Here is a 15,992-nt window from a genome sequence, read left to right as displayed (position 1 = left end):
TAATAGCTTAAGAAACGAGCTTTTCTACTTCATTTACAACATCTTGAACTGTACGCACTTGCTTAAACGCATCAGGTTCAATTTTCTTGCCCGTGATTTCACGCAATTTCACTACTAAATCAACGGCATCAATACTATCAAGATCTAAATCTTGATAAAGGTGTGCATCTAAACTGATGTCATCAGCGTCAATTTCAAATTCATCAACTAAAATGCCCTGTAAAACGTTGTAAATATCAGCAGCGGTTTTCATGCTTTTTCCTACTTCTAAGTCTGTATTATGATGTGTGTTGGTTTATAAAATTAGCGAGTGCATCAACAGATGCAAAATGTGCTTTTGTTTGTTCTGAGTTGGCATCAATTTTTACGTTGAACTCTTTCTTAATTGCAAGACCAAGTTCAAGAGCATCAATGCTGTCTAAGCCTAAACCATCAACAAAAAGAGGTTGATCATTTTCAATATCATCCACGGTAATATCTTCAAGATCTAAGCTGCTAATGATTAGTTGTTTTATTTGGTTCTTTAGTTCAGTCATTGGTGCCTGAGTTCCTCTGAAAAGTAATGCTGTAAATCACGGGTTAGTTGGCGTGCTTGCATTGCAGGTTGTTCGTTATTATAAAATTTATCGCCTGTAAAGGCGTGCTTTGCAAAGCGCATAGTAAAATGAGCTTTTGTAGGAGCAACACGATACCAAGGTGTGTCTTTCGTTAACGTACTTGGTTTCATATTGATCATGACAGATGTAATCGGTGCTTTGCAGCGCGCAGCTATGTTTGCCGCTCCTCGTTTAAACTTAAGGGGATCACCTGGCGTTGTTCGCGTGCCTTCTGGAAATATTATCAGGTTATTACCCGCAGCCAATGATGCTTCGCACTCATTTAATAACTCCTGAGGATCTTCGTTGCTAATGTACCCAGTCCCTTTTATAACACCGCGCATAAATGGGTTTTTAAATAAATGCGCCTTCACCAGACAATCGGCATGTTTAATCACCGAAATAAGCACAACAACATCAATTAAAGAGGGGTGATTTGCCAATACTAGCTGGCCTTTTAACTGACTAAAGCGCTGTTTATCTTCAACAGAAAAATGGATAACGCCCATGTAGTGCATCAGAGCAACAAAAAATTTAAAACTATAATGTACGGTGATACGCGCTTTTTGTTTTTGCTTGTGCTTACACGGTTCAAGCACTCGCTGAAGTGGCAACACCAACAACGTTAAAACGACACCACCGACACCAAACACAGCAAAACAAAACCCTGTTGCGATAATGCGCCAAATTTGATTGAGTCGCTGAAAAAGTTTAGCCACCATAATGTTGAAGCATCCAAGCTGATTGTTGATGTGAAAGTAGTGCACTGGATTCCTTGCTTGATAAAGCCTGTGCTAATTGGATGCTCAAAGGTAAAACTGAGTCCGTATTACCGGCATCAGTGCTGCCCGATAATTTAGTTAACTCAAAATAAGATTCGCCTTCAACGTAAGGAGATAATACAAAAGCCACACTGTGATCGATTTGCTTCTCATCTGCAAAAGGTAAATACTCTTCAGGCAGCACACTTTCAGTGTGCGCTACTAAAATACAATTTTCGATACCAGATTGAATACGGGCGTACCCATCGATCAGATTGCTTATTACACTGTCTTGACCACCGGCAATCGCATTCATAGGCGCGGTGTTATTTTTAATAATTGAAAAAATACCGGTCGCAGCATTATGCACACTGAGCCCAAACGCTGTAGGTGACAGCGGCTCTTCTTCAACAAGCGCATGTAACAAATGGGCCGTCTTTGGCAGATCACCATGACGAGAAGAAAAATTGATAGCAATGTGTGAATGTTCAGCTTGTGCTTGTTGCAAAGTATGCAAGGCCATTTTCATAAAAGGGCTGAGTCTTCGCCGTTGCATAGGTGCAACCCAACTGAGGTCGAGGTCGCAGTATGTATGTTGGCCTAGTTCTGCTATTTGCTGCTCGGGTGCAACCCATAAACACAAATTATTAACAACAAATTTCACAACTTTTATTCTTATAACGCCAAACGATTGCTAATTTTACCCATTAGCAACAAAAAAGTAAAACGTTGGCGCTTAAATGTATCCAAAATTAAGCGCCAATTCATTTTTAGCGTAAAATAACATCCTTTTCGGCTAAAAGTTGAGCTTTATCTCCCACAATGTCAGCAACATTTAGTTCATTAATATAGCCTAAACCCACTTCTTGTTGTGCAGGTGCTAACGGTACGTAGGGTAAGCGGAATACCGGATTGACGGCTCCCGTCATCATTAATGCTGTGTTTATTGCGATTGGGTTTGGCTCACAAAACAACCAGTTCATTAATGGCTGTAGCTTGGTGTTTAATGCATCATTTTTTTCGTCCATTAATTGACGAAACAAACCTGGGATCAAGTTAGATGTCACTGAAATAACACCGTGTGCGTTATAAATATGACGCGCATCATGGCTTTCATCATCATTACCTGACCAGCATGCAATACCTTGTTTTTCGTAATGTGCAATACGCTCATTGCCACCACACTCTTTAACACCAATAAAGTTTTCGTGCTGCGCTAACGGTTCAATAATATCAGGGGTTAAATCTTGCCCTGTGCGCCCTGCTACGTTGTAAATAAATGCTGGGCCAATATCAAGTAAACGCTTAAAGTGCTCTTTTACACCAGCCAATGAAGTACGTCCATAATACGGGTTAATTTGCAATGCTGCGTCCATTCCCGTTGCAAAACCATATTCTGTCGCTTTGATAGCTTCGCGCGTGTTATTGCTACCTGTGTTACCCACAATAAGTAAACGAGATGAGAATTTACTGACACTGTGTGCAATAAGCATCAAGTGCTCTTCCCAATTCATTAGTTGGCCTTCGCCGGTTGTACCACCTACGATAATACCGTCAACACCCGCTGCGATTTGTTGTTCAACAAGGTCATCATAGCAGGCAAGATCAATTTCACCATTGCTTAGGTAAGGCGTTTTAATTGCAGTGATCAAGCTTGCTTGTTTAATTGTTTCTAGGCTACGCATAACTATTTTAATGTTTGGAAAATTTGCGCTAGTTGTATCATAAACACAGGCAATTTCCGAGTAATGTAACGTAATAAATAAAAAACTTGTGAAATGGACAAAGTTAAGACAAAATTAAATACTGTACAAATAAACAGTATTTATTGTGAGTGACTGATAATGCAACTTTCTAAATTCTTGGCAACCTACTTTTATACCACAGAAGAGCTGTGTCAAACCCTCTCGATTGATGAAGATACACTGGGAGCATGGCAGCAAAGTAGTCTATTTCCAAAGCCGAGTTATTGCTTGCAAAGCCAATTAGAGTGCAGCTCTTATTCTGGCATTTACCAATGCGAAGAATACCAAGACTACTACCCTCGCGGTGCCGCAAGTTGGGGTCAGCTAATCATCAAACATGATATTAACTCATCATGCCAAGCTTTTAATTATTTTGCCCAACATTATTCGGCACAATTAAGTAAGCTCACTGAGCAAGGCTTTGCAATAGATGAAGAATTATTTGGCGCTGAAATTGACGAGCATTTACAACAAGTGTGGCAACAATTCTTGTGCAGTAAATATGGTGTCTTGACCCAAAATGGCTTAGTAGAGGAAGCTGTTCAGCTTGATGTCGCCAAATTACTGATTGATGATATCACCGAACTACGCACTAAAACGGGCTTATCTGCTGATGAACGCCAAGCTCTTCATAAAGCATTAAAGCTAATGAACCGCGCATTGAGTCATGGTACAGGCAACGAAGGTAAAAATACGCTTCGCTATCGTTACATTGATAGCGTGGTTGCTAAATACGATTTATCGGTAAAATAGAGACAAACACTCCCTTTCCTCTTCTGAAAATGAAGGGTAACTGAACACCTGAACAAGGTTGCAACAATGTATACATTGTTACATTTTGGTTAATACACTTTGGTACATTTGTTTTGTAGGTTTTCATCTTTTTAGTCGTTAGATTGATGTAGTTGAGTTATTTCTTTTGTCATTTTTGCAGTTTTGACACCCTTGTAATAACTCCTCTATTCAAACTAATCACATCATAATAAAGGATAAATAGATGAAACCTTTTCCAAGGCTGGGTCGATTAAAAGCGACCTACTTGGCTATGCTCGGTTTGAGCTTAGCGCAACCAGTAGCGGCACAAAACACTGCTTTTACAAATAAAACATCCGCTGATGCCCTAACATTTACGTTAATAACAGGCGATAAAGTGTCTGCCATTGTTAATAAAGATGGCCAATTAGGCGGTATTCGTCTGCTAAATGCTGATGGCTCTGATGCCTTCACCAGTATTTTTAAACGGGGAAATAATACGTATGTAGTCCCTGCCCATGCGCAAGCATTTGTTGATTCACAGGCAATTGATTTAGAACTTTTCAACATCAACAAATTGTATGAATCGGGTTACGACGATGCGTCTACTAATGCTTTACCCGTTATTGTTGAATACCGAGACGGGACGTTAGCCGGCAGCGCCGTGCCTAAAGCATTGTCTGGCATGTCATTAACAGGTGAAATTGAACTAATCGACAGTGCAGCCTTTGCTATCACAAAAGAAAACGCAGCTAAAACATGGCAGTCTCTTATTGCTGAAGCAAATGTTGAAGGTATTTGGCTAGATGCCGTTGTCCATGCTCACAAAGTAAGCAGCGCCAATACGCTGACCCCAACGGTGCCATTAACGGGCGCTTACGGTCAATCAGCTATTAATTATAATGGTGCTGGCATTAAAGTCGCAGTGCTTGATACGGGTTACGACATTGAACACCCAGACCTACAGGGTCGCGTAATTGCATCTCGCGATTTTACTTATTCAAGCAATGGCGTTGATGATATTAATGGTCACGGAACTCACACTGCTTCAACGGTTGCGGGGAATGGTCATGAATCAGATGGTAAATGGGTTGGTGTTGCACCCGCTTCGGATCTCATCATAGGCAAAGTACTTAGTAATGTTGGTTCTGGTTCAACATACGGTATATTAAGTGGTATGCAGTGGGCTGTGCTTTCTGAAAATGCCGACATCGTTAATATGTCTTTAGGTGGTACAGCTACAACGTGTAGTGGCCCACTTGTAGACATGGTTGAGGCACTTAGCGACAAAGCATTATTTGTTATTTCTGCTGGTAACAGCTTTACGCGCGAAACGATCGGTTCACCCGGTTGTGCCCCAAGCGCACTGACTGTTGGTGCAATAGACCGTGAAGGCAATACAGCGTCGTTTTCATCACGCGGCCCGTCACCTGATGGTCATTCAGCAAAGCCTGATATCGCTTCGCAAGGCGTATCTGTTGTTGCTGCAGCATCAGGTGGATTAGGCGAAACAGCCTATCGTGTTTATTCGGGTACCTCTATGGCTGCACCACATGTTGCTGGCGGTGCAGCTCTGGTTATGCAGGCGCGCGGTGACTTAACACCAAAAGAGTTAAAAGACGTGCTTACATCATCTGTATTTAGCGGTGATTCGCACGTGCTTGAGCAAGGTGCCGGCGCAATGAACGTTGACCGCGCAATTTCACAAGCTATTGTTGCACCCGCAAATAGAGAGCTTGGCTTTTTCCAAAACGCTATCAATGATGAGCTTACGCATACACACGTAACCTTAACAAACACGTCTGATACCGACATTACGCTGAAACTAAAATTAGACCTTCTTGGCGAAGACGGTAAAACGCAACTTCCAGCAACACTTGCTGGCTTAGATGCAAAATCAGTGACTGTTCCAGCGAATGGCGAAGCACACGTACCTATGTGGATTGACCCAAGTGTTGCACTTAATAACGGTGCTTACGGTGCCATTACAGGCCGTATCACTGGTACAACGGTCAGTAATTTAGACCAACAAGTTACTGTGCCTGTATCATTCTGGATTGACCAGCCTCAGGTTAATTTAACCGTTAACCTAACAGACCGCTGGGGGCACAATGCAACGTCACCATCAAAACTTTATTTAATTAATGAAGAAGATGATTGGGGCAGTATCGTTAGATTAAATAACGGTAAAGCCGATATCAATGTACCTGCGGGTTATTATACTTTAATCGCAAATATCATGACGTTTGATAACCCTGACTCTAACTCGGGACTTGTTGAGTCAGCGGCACAAATGGCAGTGCTTAACAAAAAAGTAGATGGCGCGACTGAAATTAACTTTGATGCGCGTAATGCACAACAAGTGACCTTTAAAGCAGAACAACCCCTTGATCCACAAGGTTACTCATTCGGTTTTACATACGCACTTGATGATGAAAAATCAGCCAAGTTAGCAGCTATCGAGATGGCGCCTGACTATGTAAATGATATGTATGCTTGGTCACAAGGTCATGACAGTCGTTTTCGCTCATTTATTACAACCCGTGCAGTTGCACCAGAAACCACTGTAAAAATGCAAAATGGTGTCGAGTTTGATTACATCAAACAAGGCCTTGCATTATCGTTCCATGGTGAAGGTTCAGCAGAAGTATTACCTGTTGGTGATGCCGGTTATAGTACCGACTGGAGCCAATTTGATCTTGATGGCAAAATTGCTTTAGTCGCAAACCCTAACTACCTAACCAATTACATGGTCGGGAATGCAATGAAGCATGGCGCTACGGGTGTTATTTTTTATCGTCCGGGGCGTGAAGGCCGATACAAAGGCACCGTGACTGGCACACCAAAAGTGCCTGTTATTGGTATTAGCTCTGAAGAAGGCGAAGCGCTAATGGCCGAGATTGAAGCGGGTAATAATATTATTACTTGGTCAGGTGTTGCTGCTGAGCGTTCACCTTATGCTTATTCAATCAACCACATTACTGATGGCCATATTCAGTCTGGTCAAATTAATATTGCCGAACACAAAATGCATAAGATTACGGCGACGTATCACTCACAAAATGATGAGCGTCCTGCATGGACCGATGTCATGGCAATGACCAACAGTACGGGAGAGTTTTACTCAACGGGCAGCACACAATTGATCATGCTTCCACAAGTACGTGACGAGTATTACACCGCGACAGCCAAAAATGGCTGGACAAATATTGTCATGCCTAACCATAAAATTGAAAGCGCTGGGGCTTATTTTGATGGGCCAAGAGCAATGACTGAAGGTGCACAAGAGACGACCTCATGGTTCAAAGGTCCACGTGGCGGTGCTTTAGGTAGCAGTGGCGCGCCTATTATCACGCGTGATACCAACGTGCTTCATTTTAACCTTGCCTCGTTTGGCGATGCAGCTAATCACGATGGTATTTTTGGTTATATTGGCAGCTCAGCGTTTGGCTTAACTTTAAATGGTGAGCCTGCATCTCCTACAGAAGGGGCATTAACACTTGAGCCGGGCGATCATCAAATTACTCTAGGGATGCGTTCATATGCACGTGGTGTTGGCGAGCGTTCACCTGTAAATGATAGCCTTGGTTCACTGTACCTAGGTTATTACACCTTTACTGCTAACGAGTACCAACAAGGTGTGCAACCCGTACTTGTACCTATGATTGATTTACCTGTTGACATCAACAACACAATGTCAGTAGGTGAAGAAGCAAAAGTGAAGCTCACAGGGCTACTTGATGGCGTCGGCGACGTTGCATTAGCGAATGTGCAATTCCAATATGCATACGGTAAAGAATGTACCATTGAATCGGTGCCTGCTTACATCTACTGCCCTGTGTCAGAAAAATTCTCAACAGAGAACTGGCAAGATGCGAAAGTAGAACAAGTGGATGGTGAATGGACAGCCACAATTCCAAATACAGGGAATACAGGTGAGTTTGTTCACATTCGAACAGTGATCTCAGACTATGGTTCAAGCTCAGCAGAGCAAATTACCATGCGTGCCTACATGTTGAAATAGTAAACGCTAGAAGAGTAAAGCCGCCATTAAGGCGGCTTTTTTACTTTAATAATCCCAATCAGGTGCAAAATCAGGATTGGCTAGGCGCTTATGTTTGTCAAGCGCATCAATTCTGTCCAAATCCTCGTGATCAAGTTTTACGGAATCATCAAAATTGTCCGCTAAATTTTCTCGCTTCGTTGATGATGGAATCGTCGTCATCTTATGTGCATTTATCCACGCAAGGACAACTTGAGCAGGGCTCGCATCATGCTTTTTAGCTATATCAACAATCACGTCGTCTTTTAGCACTTCACCCACGGCAAATGGCATATAAGCCGTAACATGAATACCCTGTTGCTGACAAAAAGCGCGTAACTTAGTGTTCGTCAGATAAGGGTGTACTTCAATTTGATTAGTAAATATTTCCCTCGCGTCAAGGGTTTGCATGGCCTCTTTTAGATTAGCAATTGTGAAGTTTGAAACACCAATGTGTTTTGCTAAACCCAGCTCTTTTACTTTTTTGAGCTCAGTTAAGTATTCACTCATTTTTTCTCCGTTAGACGCAGAAGGCCAGTGAATAAGTAATAAATCAACATAATCGAGTTGAAGCTTTTCTAAACTCTGCTTTACGCTCTCAATAAACTGAGCGCTGTTAAGTTTGTCATTCCAAACCTTGGTTGTAATAAAAATCTCACTACGAGGCACAGAGCTGTCTTTTATCGCTTTACCGACGTGCTCCTCATTACCATAAATTTGCGCCGTGTCGATGTGTCTAAAACCGATATCGAGTGCCATTTTCACTGAATTGTAAGCTGTTTTTCCTTCTAGGCGAAACGTACCGATACCTAAATCAGGCATTTCAATAACATGGTGTGACATAACCTCTCCTTTTGAAGTATTGGTTATACCAATTTGCTTAATTAAGAGCGCTATTTTGACGCAGCTAATCTCAGATTTAGCAGCTCAAAATGATTAAGTATTACTGCAAATTGGTATGATGAGCTTACTTACTTCACTGAGGCCAAAATATAAAGTTTCAAGGTGGGTTTTAAAATTAGTTAACTTTTTGGGCGAGATAATGAGTAGTAACTAAGCATTACTAAACATGCCTATCACCATGAGAGTGAGGAAAACAAACAGTTTTTAAGCTGGGCTAGCAATGCATTTTATATTTTAAGTCATACATTAAAATGTGATTAAAAGTCTAATCTAGGTGCTCATATTGACCACGATACACTTCAAAGGTTTTCACTACCGTATGCTGTTCTTTCGTTAAGTTATCAAACCAAGTATCAAAACGTTCATCGTCTTCTTGTTCACTCAAAGCAAGATACTGCGCTAACAGTTCAATGATATCGTTATGGCTAAATAATAACGTATCGACGCGGTGTGCAAGTGTAGAATGATCCTTATCACGAAGCGTATTCATTACATTTTGGTCTAACTGCTCAGTTTGAATTTCATCGTTCACTGCCTTACTCCTTCTCTTTGTATAAGCGCGTATACCTAGTTATAACAGCCTTCAAGACAATAGCCAGTTTTTTGAATTCAACTGCTTAAGGATTGCTCACACTGCTTATTTTTAATGCTATTTAGCATACATAAATAAGAATTGTTTTTATCTTGAACATTCCCTATATTTACTTTATTATAATTGATACATTATCACATAACATAAGTTAAAGAGATGAAACCTAACATTCACCCGGATTACCAACAAGTGGCTTTTCACGATACAGCCGCAGACAGCTACTTTATAATTGGTTCAACAATTAAAACATCACGGACAATCGCGCTAGAAGGTAAAACATATCCTTATGTACCAATTGATGTATCAAGTGACTCGCACCCATTTTACACCGGTAAACAAAAAGCGGTGGCAAGTGATGGTCGTGTCGCCGCATTTAACCGTCGCTTCAAAAACCTAGCAAGCAAATAACAGCCTAATACGGAGCAAAAATGAAAGTACTGAGTTCTTTAAAAAGCGCTAAAACTCGTTCTGGATGTAAAATAGTAAAACGCAAAGGGCGTCTTTATGTGATCAATAAAGAAAACCCGCGTTTTAAAGCCGTTCAGGGTAAAAAGAAACGTTAAAAAAGGTGCTTAAGCACCTTTTTATTTACCAAATAATAACTCCCAAAAACCTGGTGGCTCATGAAGTTCATGGTATTTTTTTCGTAATTGATCAATTGACTTAAGGGGGGCTTTTGCAGCTTCTAACCCCTGTACTTCTGCAAGCTGCTTCGCGGATTTTGCTTGCTGAATAACTTTATCAAGTCCCTCTAAAGATTCACTTTCATGCTGTTTAAAATCAGCCTTTTTTGCTTTCTCTAGTAGATGAATAAACTCATCGATGGCTGTATTAAAAGAGTCTAGATCAGTAGCGCGCACTGAGTTTTTATAAGCCAGCCCCATATTTTTCATATTAGCTTCAAGATCCAGTGGTGCATCTGCCATGCTACTAAGAGAAAAAAATGTCAAAAAGCACACAAAAAGCGTTTTCATGTTGAGCCCTATTTAAGAATAATGTGCCAATTATACGCTTTAAAAAGAGTGAAACCTAGCCTCCATTTAAGCCAAAGAGTGGGTCGTAACCCTCTGGTATTAACTGTATAATCGATTAACTCTCACTCTTTAATTTATAAAATATTATGTTAAAAACCGTGCTATTCATTGCTTTGCTGGCTTTCTTACCGAGCACCTATGCACAATACAACGTTATATTTATCAATCCGGGGCATGCAAACACCAATGTTACCGGTCCGTTTTGGTATGAAGTTTCACAGTTAATGCGCGATGCAGCCGAAGATTTTGATCTGAACTTGACCATTCATTATGCAAATAGAAATCATATACTGATGAAAGAATTAGTGGCTGATGCAGTAAAACAATCACCCGATATGCTTGTTCTTGTAGATGAAAAAGGCGTATTGACAAAGCAACTTTTAAATTTACCGGCTTTTAGTACCCCTATTTACTTTTTATTAAATCGCCCAACAGATAACGAACTACGCGCTCTCAAAAACAAAGGGATTAACATTGCTGGCAGTGTTGTGCCAGATAACGTTCAAGCGGGACACTTACTGGCAAAACAGCTCATTTCTAAAGCCCAACTCCCTGCCAGCATTTATGCTATTAATGGTGATCACACGACCCCTGCCGCTCTAGATCGTAAAACAGGGCTTGAAGCGTTTACTGCTCAACATGCACAAGTAAACATTGCAGCACAAGGTGTTGCTAATTGGTCATCGCCACAAGCATACCGACAAAGCTTAGGTCTATTAACTCATCATCCAGATATTCAGGTTATTTGGAGCGCTAATGATGCGATGGCATTAGGAGCCATTCGCGCATTAAATGAAAAAAAACGACGCACCGATGTGCTCGTTGGCGCAATAAACTGGCCACTCAGAGCCGCAGCTGAAAAAATAGATGTGTGCATCGGTGGGCATGTAACACTTGGTGCACTGGCAATGATCAATATTCATGCTATTTTGGCAAATTATGAGCACAAGGTTTTACATCAAAAAATTGCTATTTTTAGACCTCACACACAAAAAACCTTGAAGTTAGTTGAGCAAATTCATAGCAACACCCTAGCAATTAACTTTAAAGTATTTAGTAAAGAGCACAAGACCCCCCTTTTATTCAGCATTGAATCATTAATGAATGAAGCAAGCGAAAATGCACTGTAAAGGGCATTTACAGTGCATTTTTAAAAGAGATTAAAAGCTATAGTGATTGTAAAAAACTGATTAATTGCTGACGTTTAACACTTGAAAGCTCAGTAAATTCACGCTTACTTTTTTCAGCTTCGCCACCATGCCATAAAATAGCTTCTTCAAGCGTTGCTGCACGCCCATCATGTAAGAAACCAGCGGCAGGGTTAACTGTTTTCGTTAAACCAATCCCCCAAAGCGGACGCGTTTTCCACTCACGGCCTGTTGCCATAAAATCACGACGTTTGTCTGCGAGCTCTTCACCCATGTCATGCAACAACATGTCGGTAAATGGCCAAATTTCTTGCCCTTTTACTGCCGCAGGCGCTGCAACACCGCCCAGTAATAAAACGGCACCATTTGCGGTTACAAAACGAGGCGTATGGCAACCAGTACAGTTTAAATCATCGAATAAACGTGCACCGGCTTTAACACCTTCGTCTGCTACATTACGACGTGCTGGCACAGCAAGTGTTTCGGCATAAAACACGACCGTATCAGCAAACTCATCACTGGCTTCTGGCAATCCTTGCTCATCAGAACCAGTATCTTGATAGTTAGTACGAGATAAATAACTTTCGTGCATTAATGTATTGGCAATGCTTTCTTCAGGGAACAATGAGTTCGTTACCCCCATGTCACCACGCAGTGCACCCAGAGATTGCTGTCTGACTGATGGTGTACTGGCTTTCCAACCAAATCGTCCAAGTGATACAGGGTTTTCATCACCCGCTTGAGCCTTAACAGCATCAAATACCCAGTTTGCTTTACCAGAAATTCCATCGTTGTCGGCATCATCGACATCTTCAAGCGCTAGAATATCTTGCTCTTCAATCGCTTCAAGCAATCCAAGACCAAAGACAGGCATACCATTACGGGCACTAAAACGTACATCTTCATTGGCAAGGGCACTTAAACTGAAGTTTTCAGGTGAGTCCCATGCATTATCGATAGTAAATATCGGCTTTTTCAACGTGACAGTACTGCCATCTGGGTAGCTAAACTCCGTGTAATCATAGCTTAGATATACATCAGCTTGGCCACCAAAATTATGCGTTTGCCAGTCTTCACGGGCTTGTAAAATCCCCCGGTGAAAGAGTTGATCCCCAAACCCTTCAACGCCTGTAACCTGACAAAAATCATTGATATTACTTGGCATTTCACACACGCCATCGGCTAAGCTAACGCGTAAAAAGATCCCAGCATCATTCGCTAACTTCACAGTTTGCTGTTCACCGGTTGGAACAATAGTACTTGGGCGACCATCTCGTTGGTGACAAGCATTACAGTTATTGTTATTAAAAACTGGCCCTAAACCATCGAGTTCCGGGTGTGCATCATTCGGGGCTGTCGTAAAGGATGTTTCAAAATTAGCATCGCCAGTTAAGTGAATATCGCGTTCTGAATCACTTAAATTAGGCATAGGTGTAGAGAAACCATGGCCTGAATTATTGGTATCGAGGGCTGTCGCATCACCTGCCAACGCAACGACATCAATATAATTTGGATCCGTTTCGCTACTTGTCGGTGGTGGTGTGGTCGTTTCGGTCGCGCTTTTATCGCTGGTTTTACTTCCACATGCCACTAAAGATAAGGCTGTGAAAGCAAATAGAATTGGTTTAATTGCTTTTACATTCATGACGGTATCTTGCAAAGAGGGGAAGCAAATGCTTCCCCAGCGATTATAAATTCCACTCTTTGATAAGTGGCACTACTTCTTCTTCAAGGGTCGCTTGTAATTCACCTAACGCATCAATCGCTGTTTGAATTCGAACGCGACCTGCATCATCCTTAATCGCTTGTCTAAATGGCATATCATCTGCACCTGCAATGGCATCAATCGCTGCAATCGCTGCTGTAATTTGAGTTTCAACTTTCGCTGCTAGCTCAGCGTCACCGGCAGTAATGAATGCTTTTAGGCCTGGGCTGTCGTTTTCATCGCTGAATGTGCCTAAAAACACATTTTGTACACCAACAATGTTGTTGCTAAAGTCGGTTAATGAGTTCCAGCTATATTGTGATTCAACCAATGATGTGTCAGCTGTGTCTTTGCTAGTACCAAATGGTTCTGCAATTTTACCGTTACCTACCTCATCAACAATACCGATAACACCATTGACTAACTCTTCAATAACACCTAACTCAGATGAGTATTTATCATTACCCGGCGTTAATAAATAATCTTTATAAGCAGGTTCATCATCCGCATTTGCTGATATACCCCATGCATCAACAAGGCTTTGTGTATGAATATTGAATACTTCAGCACATGCAATTAGGTATTCCATTTCACGCACAGTCATTTCATCAATTGACTTATCGTTATCTTCAACGCCATTACCGAATAATAAGAACTCCATAGTGTGGAAACCTTGTACACCATCGTCAAAGTTCTTTACATTATCAGCCGAGAACGTTGTGTTACTTGCAAGTAGTGCTTCTAAATCAGCTGTATTCAGTGGCCAAGTATCAAGGTGTGGATCAATTGATAAGCTATCAACAGGACCAAAGATATGCGACTCACCTTGCTCCCAGAATACACGTGCATCTTTCCATGCTTGTTGAGCAGCAAGCAGCGCGGCTTCGTTTTTGTTTTCTAATAATGTCAGTGTCGCATTATGTAAAACAGCCGCCTTGCTGTTTAGCATTTCATAACCATCTACAATCACTTGCTCAGTTATGTTTTCAATTAAATCTGTTGCGTCATAGCTAAAGCCTGTTACTTCAGTAACAGGTGTGCTTGTATCTGAAGAATCGTCCGAAGAAGACGAACCACATGCAACAAGTGTTGACGCTAAAATGACAGCTGTAATGCTGTTTAATACAGTTTTCATCCCAAGATTCCTTTATAGTTCTGTAGAAAATTTATAGCCAAGAGAGGCGCTAAAGTGAGTCGTGTCATCGATATTGTCTTGTGCGTAATAACGTTGACCGCCCTGAAGTTTTAGAATTAAGTTTTTGTTTGGAAGGTAATTTAAACCAAAGTTAAGCTCACGAATGTCGTAACGATGGATAGCCGCACCACTGGCCACTTCAAGCATTGGGTTGGCATAATCAAACGAGGTAAATACATAAAGCGGCGAAGATAAATCAAACAGCCCCTGCATATTATAAGCGGCTTCTACAAATGCAGATTCTGCTTTGCTACCAAGCTGTGCAAAGCTTCCCGGACGCAGGCCCGGTGTTGTTTTATTCGCAGCAGTGATAGCAACTGAGTCTTCTAACTCGCCATATAAGTACTGACCACGAAACACAAGATCATCTAACGTCCATGCACCATGTAACCCGAGGATAGATACGTTTCCATCCTCATCGAGTTTGCCCTGATTGCGACGGTTATCTGATGTGTTTGCCGTATAGTAACTAACACCAAAACCTTTACCAGCTTTAACATTGCCATAATCAAGGCGTAATGTGAGCGCTAAATCATCTGCGGTATTTTCTTCAAAGCGTTGCTGTGCACCACCCGCGACCCAATTAGTCGAACGGAAGTATTCAGAGTTAAGACCTGTCGTCACCAATGTTTGCAGTGTAAAGTCAGACCAACGAGAAATTAAGTTAACTCCAGTTTCGTGCCAAACTTGCGGGATCATGGTTGCCTCACCCCAGTGGCGAGTCGTGGTAAAGTATTGATCAGGCTTGTTTAAGTCTGTGCCTAAGCCTACCGGAACATATATATGACCAAACTTGACAGTAAAGTTAGGGTTATATTCATATTCTAGTTGCAGCTTTTCGACAATGACTTCACCACCCGCTTCAACTTCTGATTCAAATTCGCCAAATTCTTCAAAGCCATCGTATTCAAGCGTGGTACCTGTACCGCCATGCTCATACTCAAGTTCAAATTCGACTTTCCACTTATCATCAATTTCATATTCAAACTCAGTGACAACTCGCTCTAAGTCTGTAGTGGCGCGGCGCTCTGGTGAAGTATCTTGAACGTTAGCAAACACTTCGTCACTTTTGTAAAGCAAAGTACCATAGCTTTTAAAAGTAAGTTTTGAGTCTTTTTTGCTTGCGACTGAAGCAATTGGGGTTGCTTGCTCAGTAACAACTGGGGCTTTTTGCTGCACTGCAACTTGCTGGGTGTTTTTCGCATCTAATTGACTTTTTAAGTAATCAATCGCTTTTTGTTGTTCAAGGAGTTGTTGTTGAAGTTTTTCGAGTTGGGCTTGAATGTCATCATTCGCAACACTATAAAGTGGAGTCAAAGCCAATGACACCGCGAGAGAAAGTACTGCTTTGTTCATCGTAAAGTGCACCTAAAAATAAAACAGAATGATAATAGTTATCTTTTACATTGTAAATATTGTTAACTTTACTTTTTACTAAAAACGGTAAATTAGATTAAATAAGATTTAATTTCTAAGACTATTTCATTGAAAATTAAGCTGGAATGATAATCTGGTGTG

At 41.3% G+C, this 15,992-nt stretch carries 16 protein-coding genes; 5 read left to right on the top strand and 11 right to left on the bottom strand.

Going from position 1 to position 15,992, the window contains the following annotated elements:
* Nucleotides 1-7: 7 nt before the first annotated feature.
* From BM378_RS05205 to dapA, 5 genes are all read right to left on the bottom strand, one after another.
* On the bottom strand, nucleotides 8-253 hold the full coding sequence (locus BM378_RS05205; protein ID WP_054554554.1) for an acyl carrier protein: 246 nt from the start codon (nucleotides 251-253) through the stop codon (nucleotides 8-10).
* 25 nt (nucleotides 254-278) lie between these two features.
* A complete protein-coding gene (locus tag BM378_RS05200) occupies nucleotides 279-536 on the bottom strand; it encodes a phosphopantetheine-binding protein (protein WP_036972123.1) in 258 nt (85 codons plus the stop codon).
* Nucleotides 533-1,318 carry a lysophospholipid acyltransferase family protein gene (locus tag BM378_RS05195; protein ID WP_074988760.1) on the bottom strand — a complete coding sequence of 262 codons (786 nt, stop codon included), beginning with the start codon at nucleotides 1,316-1,318 and terminating at the stop codon, nucleotides 533-535. Before BM378_RS05195 ends, BM378_RS05200 begins: the two co-directional genes overlap by 4 nt.
* A complete protein-coding gene (locus BM378_RS05190; RefSeq protein ID WP_074988759.1) occupies nucleotides 1,308-2,021 on the bottom strand; it encodes a beta-ketoacyl synthase chain length factor in 714 nt (237 codons plus the stop codon). Before BM378_RS05190 ends, BM378_RS05195 begins: the two co-directional genes overlap by 11 nt.
* Nucleotides 2,022-2,127: 106 nt before the next feature.
* A complete protein-coding gene (gene dapA, locus BM378_RS05185; protein WP_074988758.1) occupies nucleotides 2,128-3,042 on the bottom strand; it encodes a 4-hydroxy-tetrahydrodipicolinate synthase in 915 nt (304 codons plus the stop codon).
* A gap of 159 nt (nucleotides 3,043-3,201) precedes the next feature.
* Here dapA and BM378_RS05180 point away from each other — a divergent pair, with 159 nt between their 5' ends.
* Both BM378_RS05180 and BM378_RS05175 read left to right on the top strand, forming a co-directional pair.
* Entirely contained in the window at nucleotides 3,202-3,855 is a 654-nt protein-coding gene (locus tag BM378_RS05180) for a DUF6058 family natural product biosynthesis protein (protein WP_036972129.1), read from the top strand.
* Nucleotides 3,856-4,099: 244 nt separating this feature from the next.
* On the top strand, nucleotides 4,100-7,879 hold the full coding sequence (locus BM378_RS05175; RefSeq protein WP_074988757.1) for a S8 family serine peptidase: 3,780 nt from the start codon (nucleotides 4,100-4,102) through the stop codon (nucleotides 7,877-7,879).
* 45 nt (nucleotides 7,880-7,924) lie between these two features.
* Here BM378_RS05175 and dkgB read toward each other — a convergent pair whose 3' ends face one another.
* Complete coding sequence (gene dkgB, locus BM378_RS05170; RefSeq protein ID WP_036972132.1) at nucleotides 7,925-8,740, bottom strand: 2,5-didehydrogluconate reductase DkgB; 816 nt, start codon at nucleotides 8,738-8,740, stop codon at nucleotides 7,925-7,927.
* Between the two features lie 325 nt (nucleotides 8,741-9,065).
* Nucleotides 9,066-9,290, bottom strand: coding sequence for a hypothetical protein (locus BM378_RS05165; protein ID WP_206770714.1), 225 nt, complete (start codon nucleotides 9,288-9,290; stop codon nucleotides 9,066-9,068).
* Between the two features lie 258 nt (nucleotides 9,291-9,548).
* On the opposite strand from BM378_RS05165, the gene BM378_RS05160 reads away from it, so the two are divergent.
* Entirely contained in the window at nucleotides 9,549-9,800 is a 252-nt protein-coding gene (locus tag BM378_RS05160) for a type B 50S ribosomal protein L31 (RefSeq protein ID WP_036972134.1), read from the top strand.
* Nucleotides 9,801-9,820: 20 nt separating this feature from the next.
* Nucleotides 9,821-9,955: a type B 50S ribosomal protein L36 gene (gene ykgO / locus BM378_RS05155; RefSeq protein ID WP_036972135.1), complete on the top strand. Its 135-nt coding sequence runs from the start codon at nucleotides 9,821-9,823 to the stop codon at nucleotides 9,953-9,955.
* A gap of 21 nt (nucleotides 9,956-9,976) precedes the next feature.
* On the opposite strand, the gene BM378_RS05150 is transcribed toward ykgO, so the two are convergent.
* Nucleotides 9,977-10,366: a cytochrome b562 gene (locus BM378_RS05150; RefSeq protein ID WP_036972137.1), complete on the bottom strand. Its 390-nt coding sequence runs from the start codon at nucleotides 10,364-10,366 to the stop codon at nucleotides 9,977-9,979.
* Nucleotides 10,367-10,512: 146 nt separating this feature from the next.
* Between BM378_RS05150 and BM378_RS05145 the strand changes: the two genes are divergently transcribed.
* On the top strand, nucleotides 10,513-11,556 hold the full coding sequence (locus BM378_RS05145) for an ABC transporter substrate-binding protein (RefSeq protein WP_051501865.1): 1,044 nt from the start codon (nucleotides 10,513-10,515) through the stop codon (nucleotides 11,554-11,556).
* A gap of 37 nt (nucleotides 11,557-11,593) precedes the next feature.
* On the opposite strand, the gene BM378_RS05140 is transcribed toward BM378_RS05145, so the two are convergent.
* From BM378_RS05140 to BM378_RS05130, 3 genes are read right to left on the bottom strand one after another with little or no spacing between them, the layout of a single operon-like run.
* Nucleotides 11,594-13,219, bottom strand: a complete 1,626-nt coding sequence (locus BM378_RS05140; protein WP_074988756.1) for a di-heme oxidoredictase family protein — start codon at nucleotides 13,217-13,219, stop codon at nucleotides 11,594-11,596.
* 43 nt (nucleotides 13,220-13,262) lie between these two features.
* Nucleotides 13,263-14,414 carry an imelysin family protein gene (locus BM378_RS05135; RefSeq protein WP_074988755.1) on the bottom strand — a complete coding sequence of 384 codons (1,152 nt, stop codon included), beginning with the start codon at nucleotides 14,412-14,414 and terminating at the stop codon, nucleotides 13,263-13,265.
* A 12-nt stretch (nucleotides 14,415-14,426) separates the two neighbouring features.
* Complete coding sequence (locus tag BM378_RS05130) at nucleotides 14,427-15,830, bottom strand: hypothetical protein (protein ID WP_074988754.1); 1,404 nt, start codon at nucleotides 15,828-15,830, stop codon at nucleotides 14,427-14,429.
* Between the last annotated feature and the right edge of the window lie 162 nt (nucleotides 15,831-15,992).

Source organism: Pseudoalteromonas lipolytica, from assembly GCF_900116435.1.
In the GTDB taxonomy this organism is placed as follows: Bacteria; Pseudomonadota; Gammaproteobacteria; order Enterobacterales; family Alteromonadaceae; genus Pseudoalteromonas; species Pseudoalteromonas lipolytica.
Note: the sequence above shows the minus strand (reverse complement) of the source record. Positions and strands in the feature narration are given on the sequence as shown.

Excerpts from the sequence above, each read along its gene's own strand:
- BM378_RS05205 (WP_054554554.1), bottom strand. The coding sequence starts at position 253 with ATGAAAACCGCTGCTGATATTTACAACGTTTTACAGGGCATTTTAGTT.
- BM378_RS05200 (WP_036972123.1), bottom strand. The coding sequence starts at position 536 with ATGACTGAACTAAAGAACCAAATAAAACAACTAATCATTAGCAGCTTA.
- BM378_RS05195 (WP_074988760.1), bottom strand. The coding sequence starts at position 1,318 with ATGGTGGCTAAACTTTTTCAGCGACTCAATCAAATTTGGCGCATTATC.
- dapA (WP_074988758.1), bottom strand. The coding sequence starts at position 3,042 with ATGCGTAGCCTAGAAACAATTAAACAAGCAAGCTTGATCACTGCAATT.
- BM378_RS05180 (WP_036972129.1), top strand. The coding sequence starts at position 3,202 with ATGCAACTTTCTAAATTCTTGGCAACCTACTTTTATACCACAGAAGAG.
- BM378_RS05175 (WP_074988757.1), top strand. The coding sequence starts at position 4,100 with ATGAAACCTTTTCCAAGGCTGGGTCGATTAAAAGCGACCTACTTGGCT.
- dkgB (WP_036972132.1), bottom strand. The coding sequence starts at position 8,740 with ATGTCACACCATGTTATTGAAATGCCTGATTTAGGTATCGGTACGTTT.
- BM378_RS05165 (WP_206770714.1), bottom strand. The coding sequence starts at position 9,290 with ATGAATACGCTTCGTGATAAGGATCATTCTACACTTGCACACCGCGTC.
- BM378_RS05160 (WP_036972134.1), top strand. The coding sequence starts at position 9,549 with ATGAAACCTAACATTCACCCGGATTACCAACAAGTGGCTTTTCACGAT.
- ykgO (WP_036972135.1), top strand. The coding sequence starts at position 9,821 with ATGAAAGTACTGAGTTCTTTAAAAAGCGCTAAAACTCGTTCTGGATGT.
- BM378_RS05150 (WP_036972137.1), bottom strand. The coding sequence starts at position 10,366 with ATGAAAACGCTTTTTGTGTGCTTTTTGACATTTTTTTCTCTTAGTAGC.
- BM378_RS05145 (WP_051501865.1), top strand. The coding sequence starts at position 10,513 with ATGTTAAAAACCGTGCTATTCATTGCTTTGCTGGCTTTCTTACCGAGC.
- BM378_RS05140 (WP_074988756.1), bottom strand. The coding sequence starts at position 13,219 with ATGAATGTAAAAGCAATTAAACCAATTCTATTTGCTTTCACAGCCTTA.
- BM378_RS05135 (WP_074988755.1), bottom strand. The coding sequence starts at position 14,414 with ATGAAAACTGTATTAAACAGCATTACAGCTGTCATTTTAGCGTCAACA.
- BM378_RS05130 (WP_074988754.1), bottom strand. The coding sequence starts at position 15,830 with ATGAACAAAGCAGTACTTTCTCTCGCGGTGTCATTGGCTTTGACTCCA.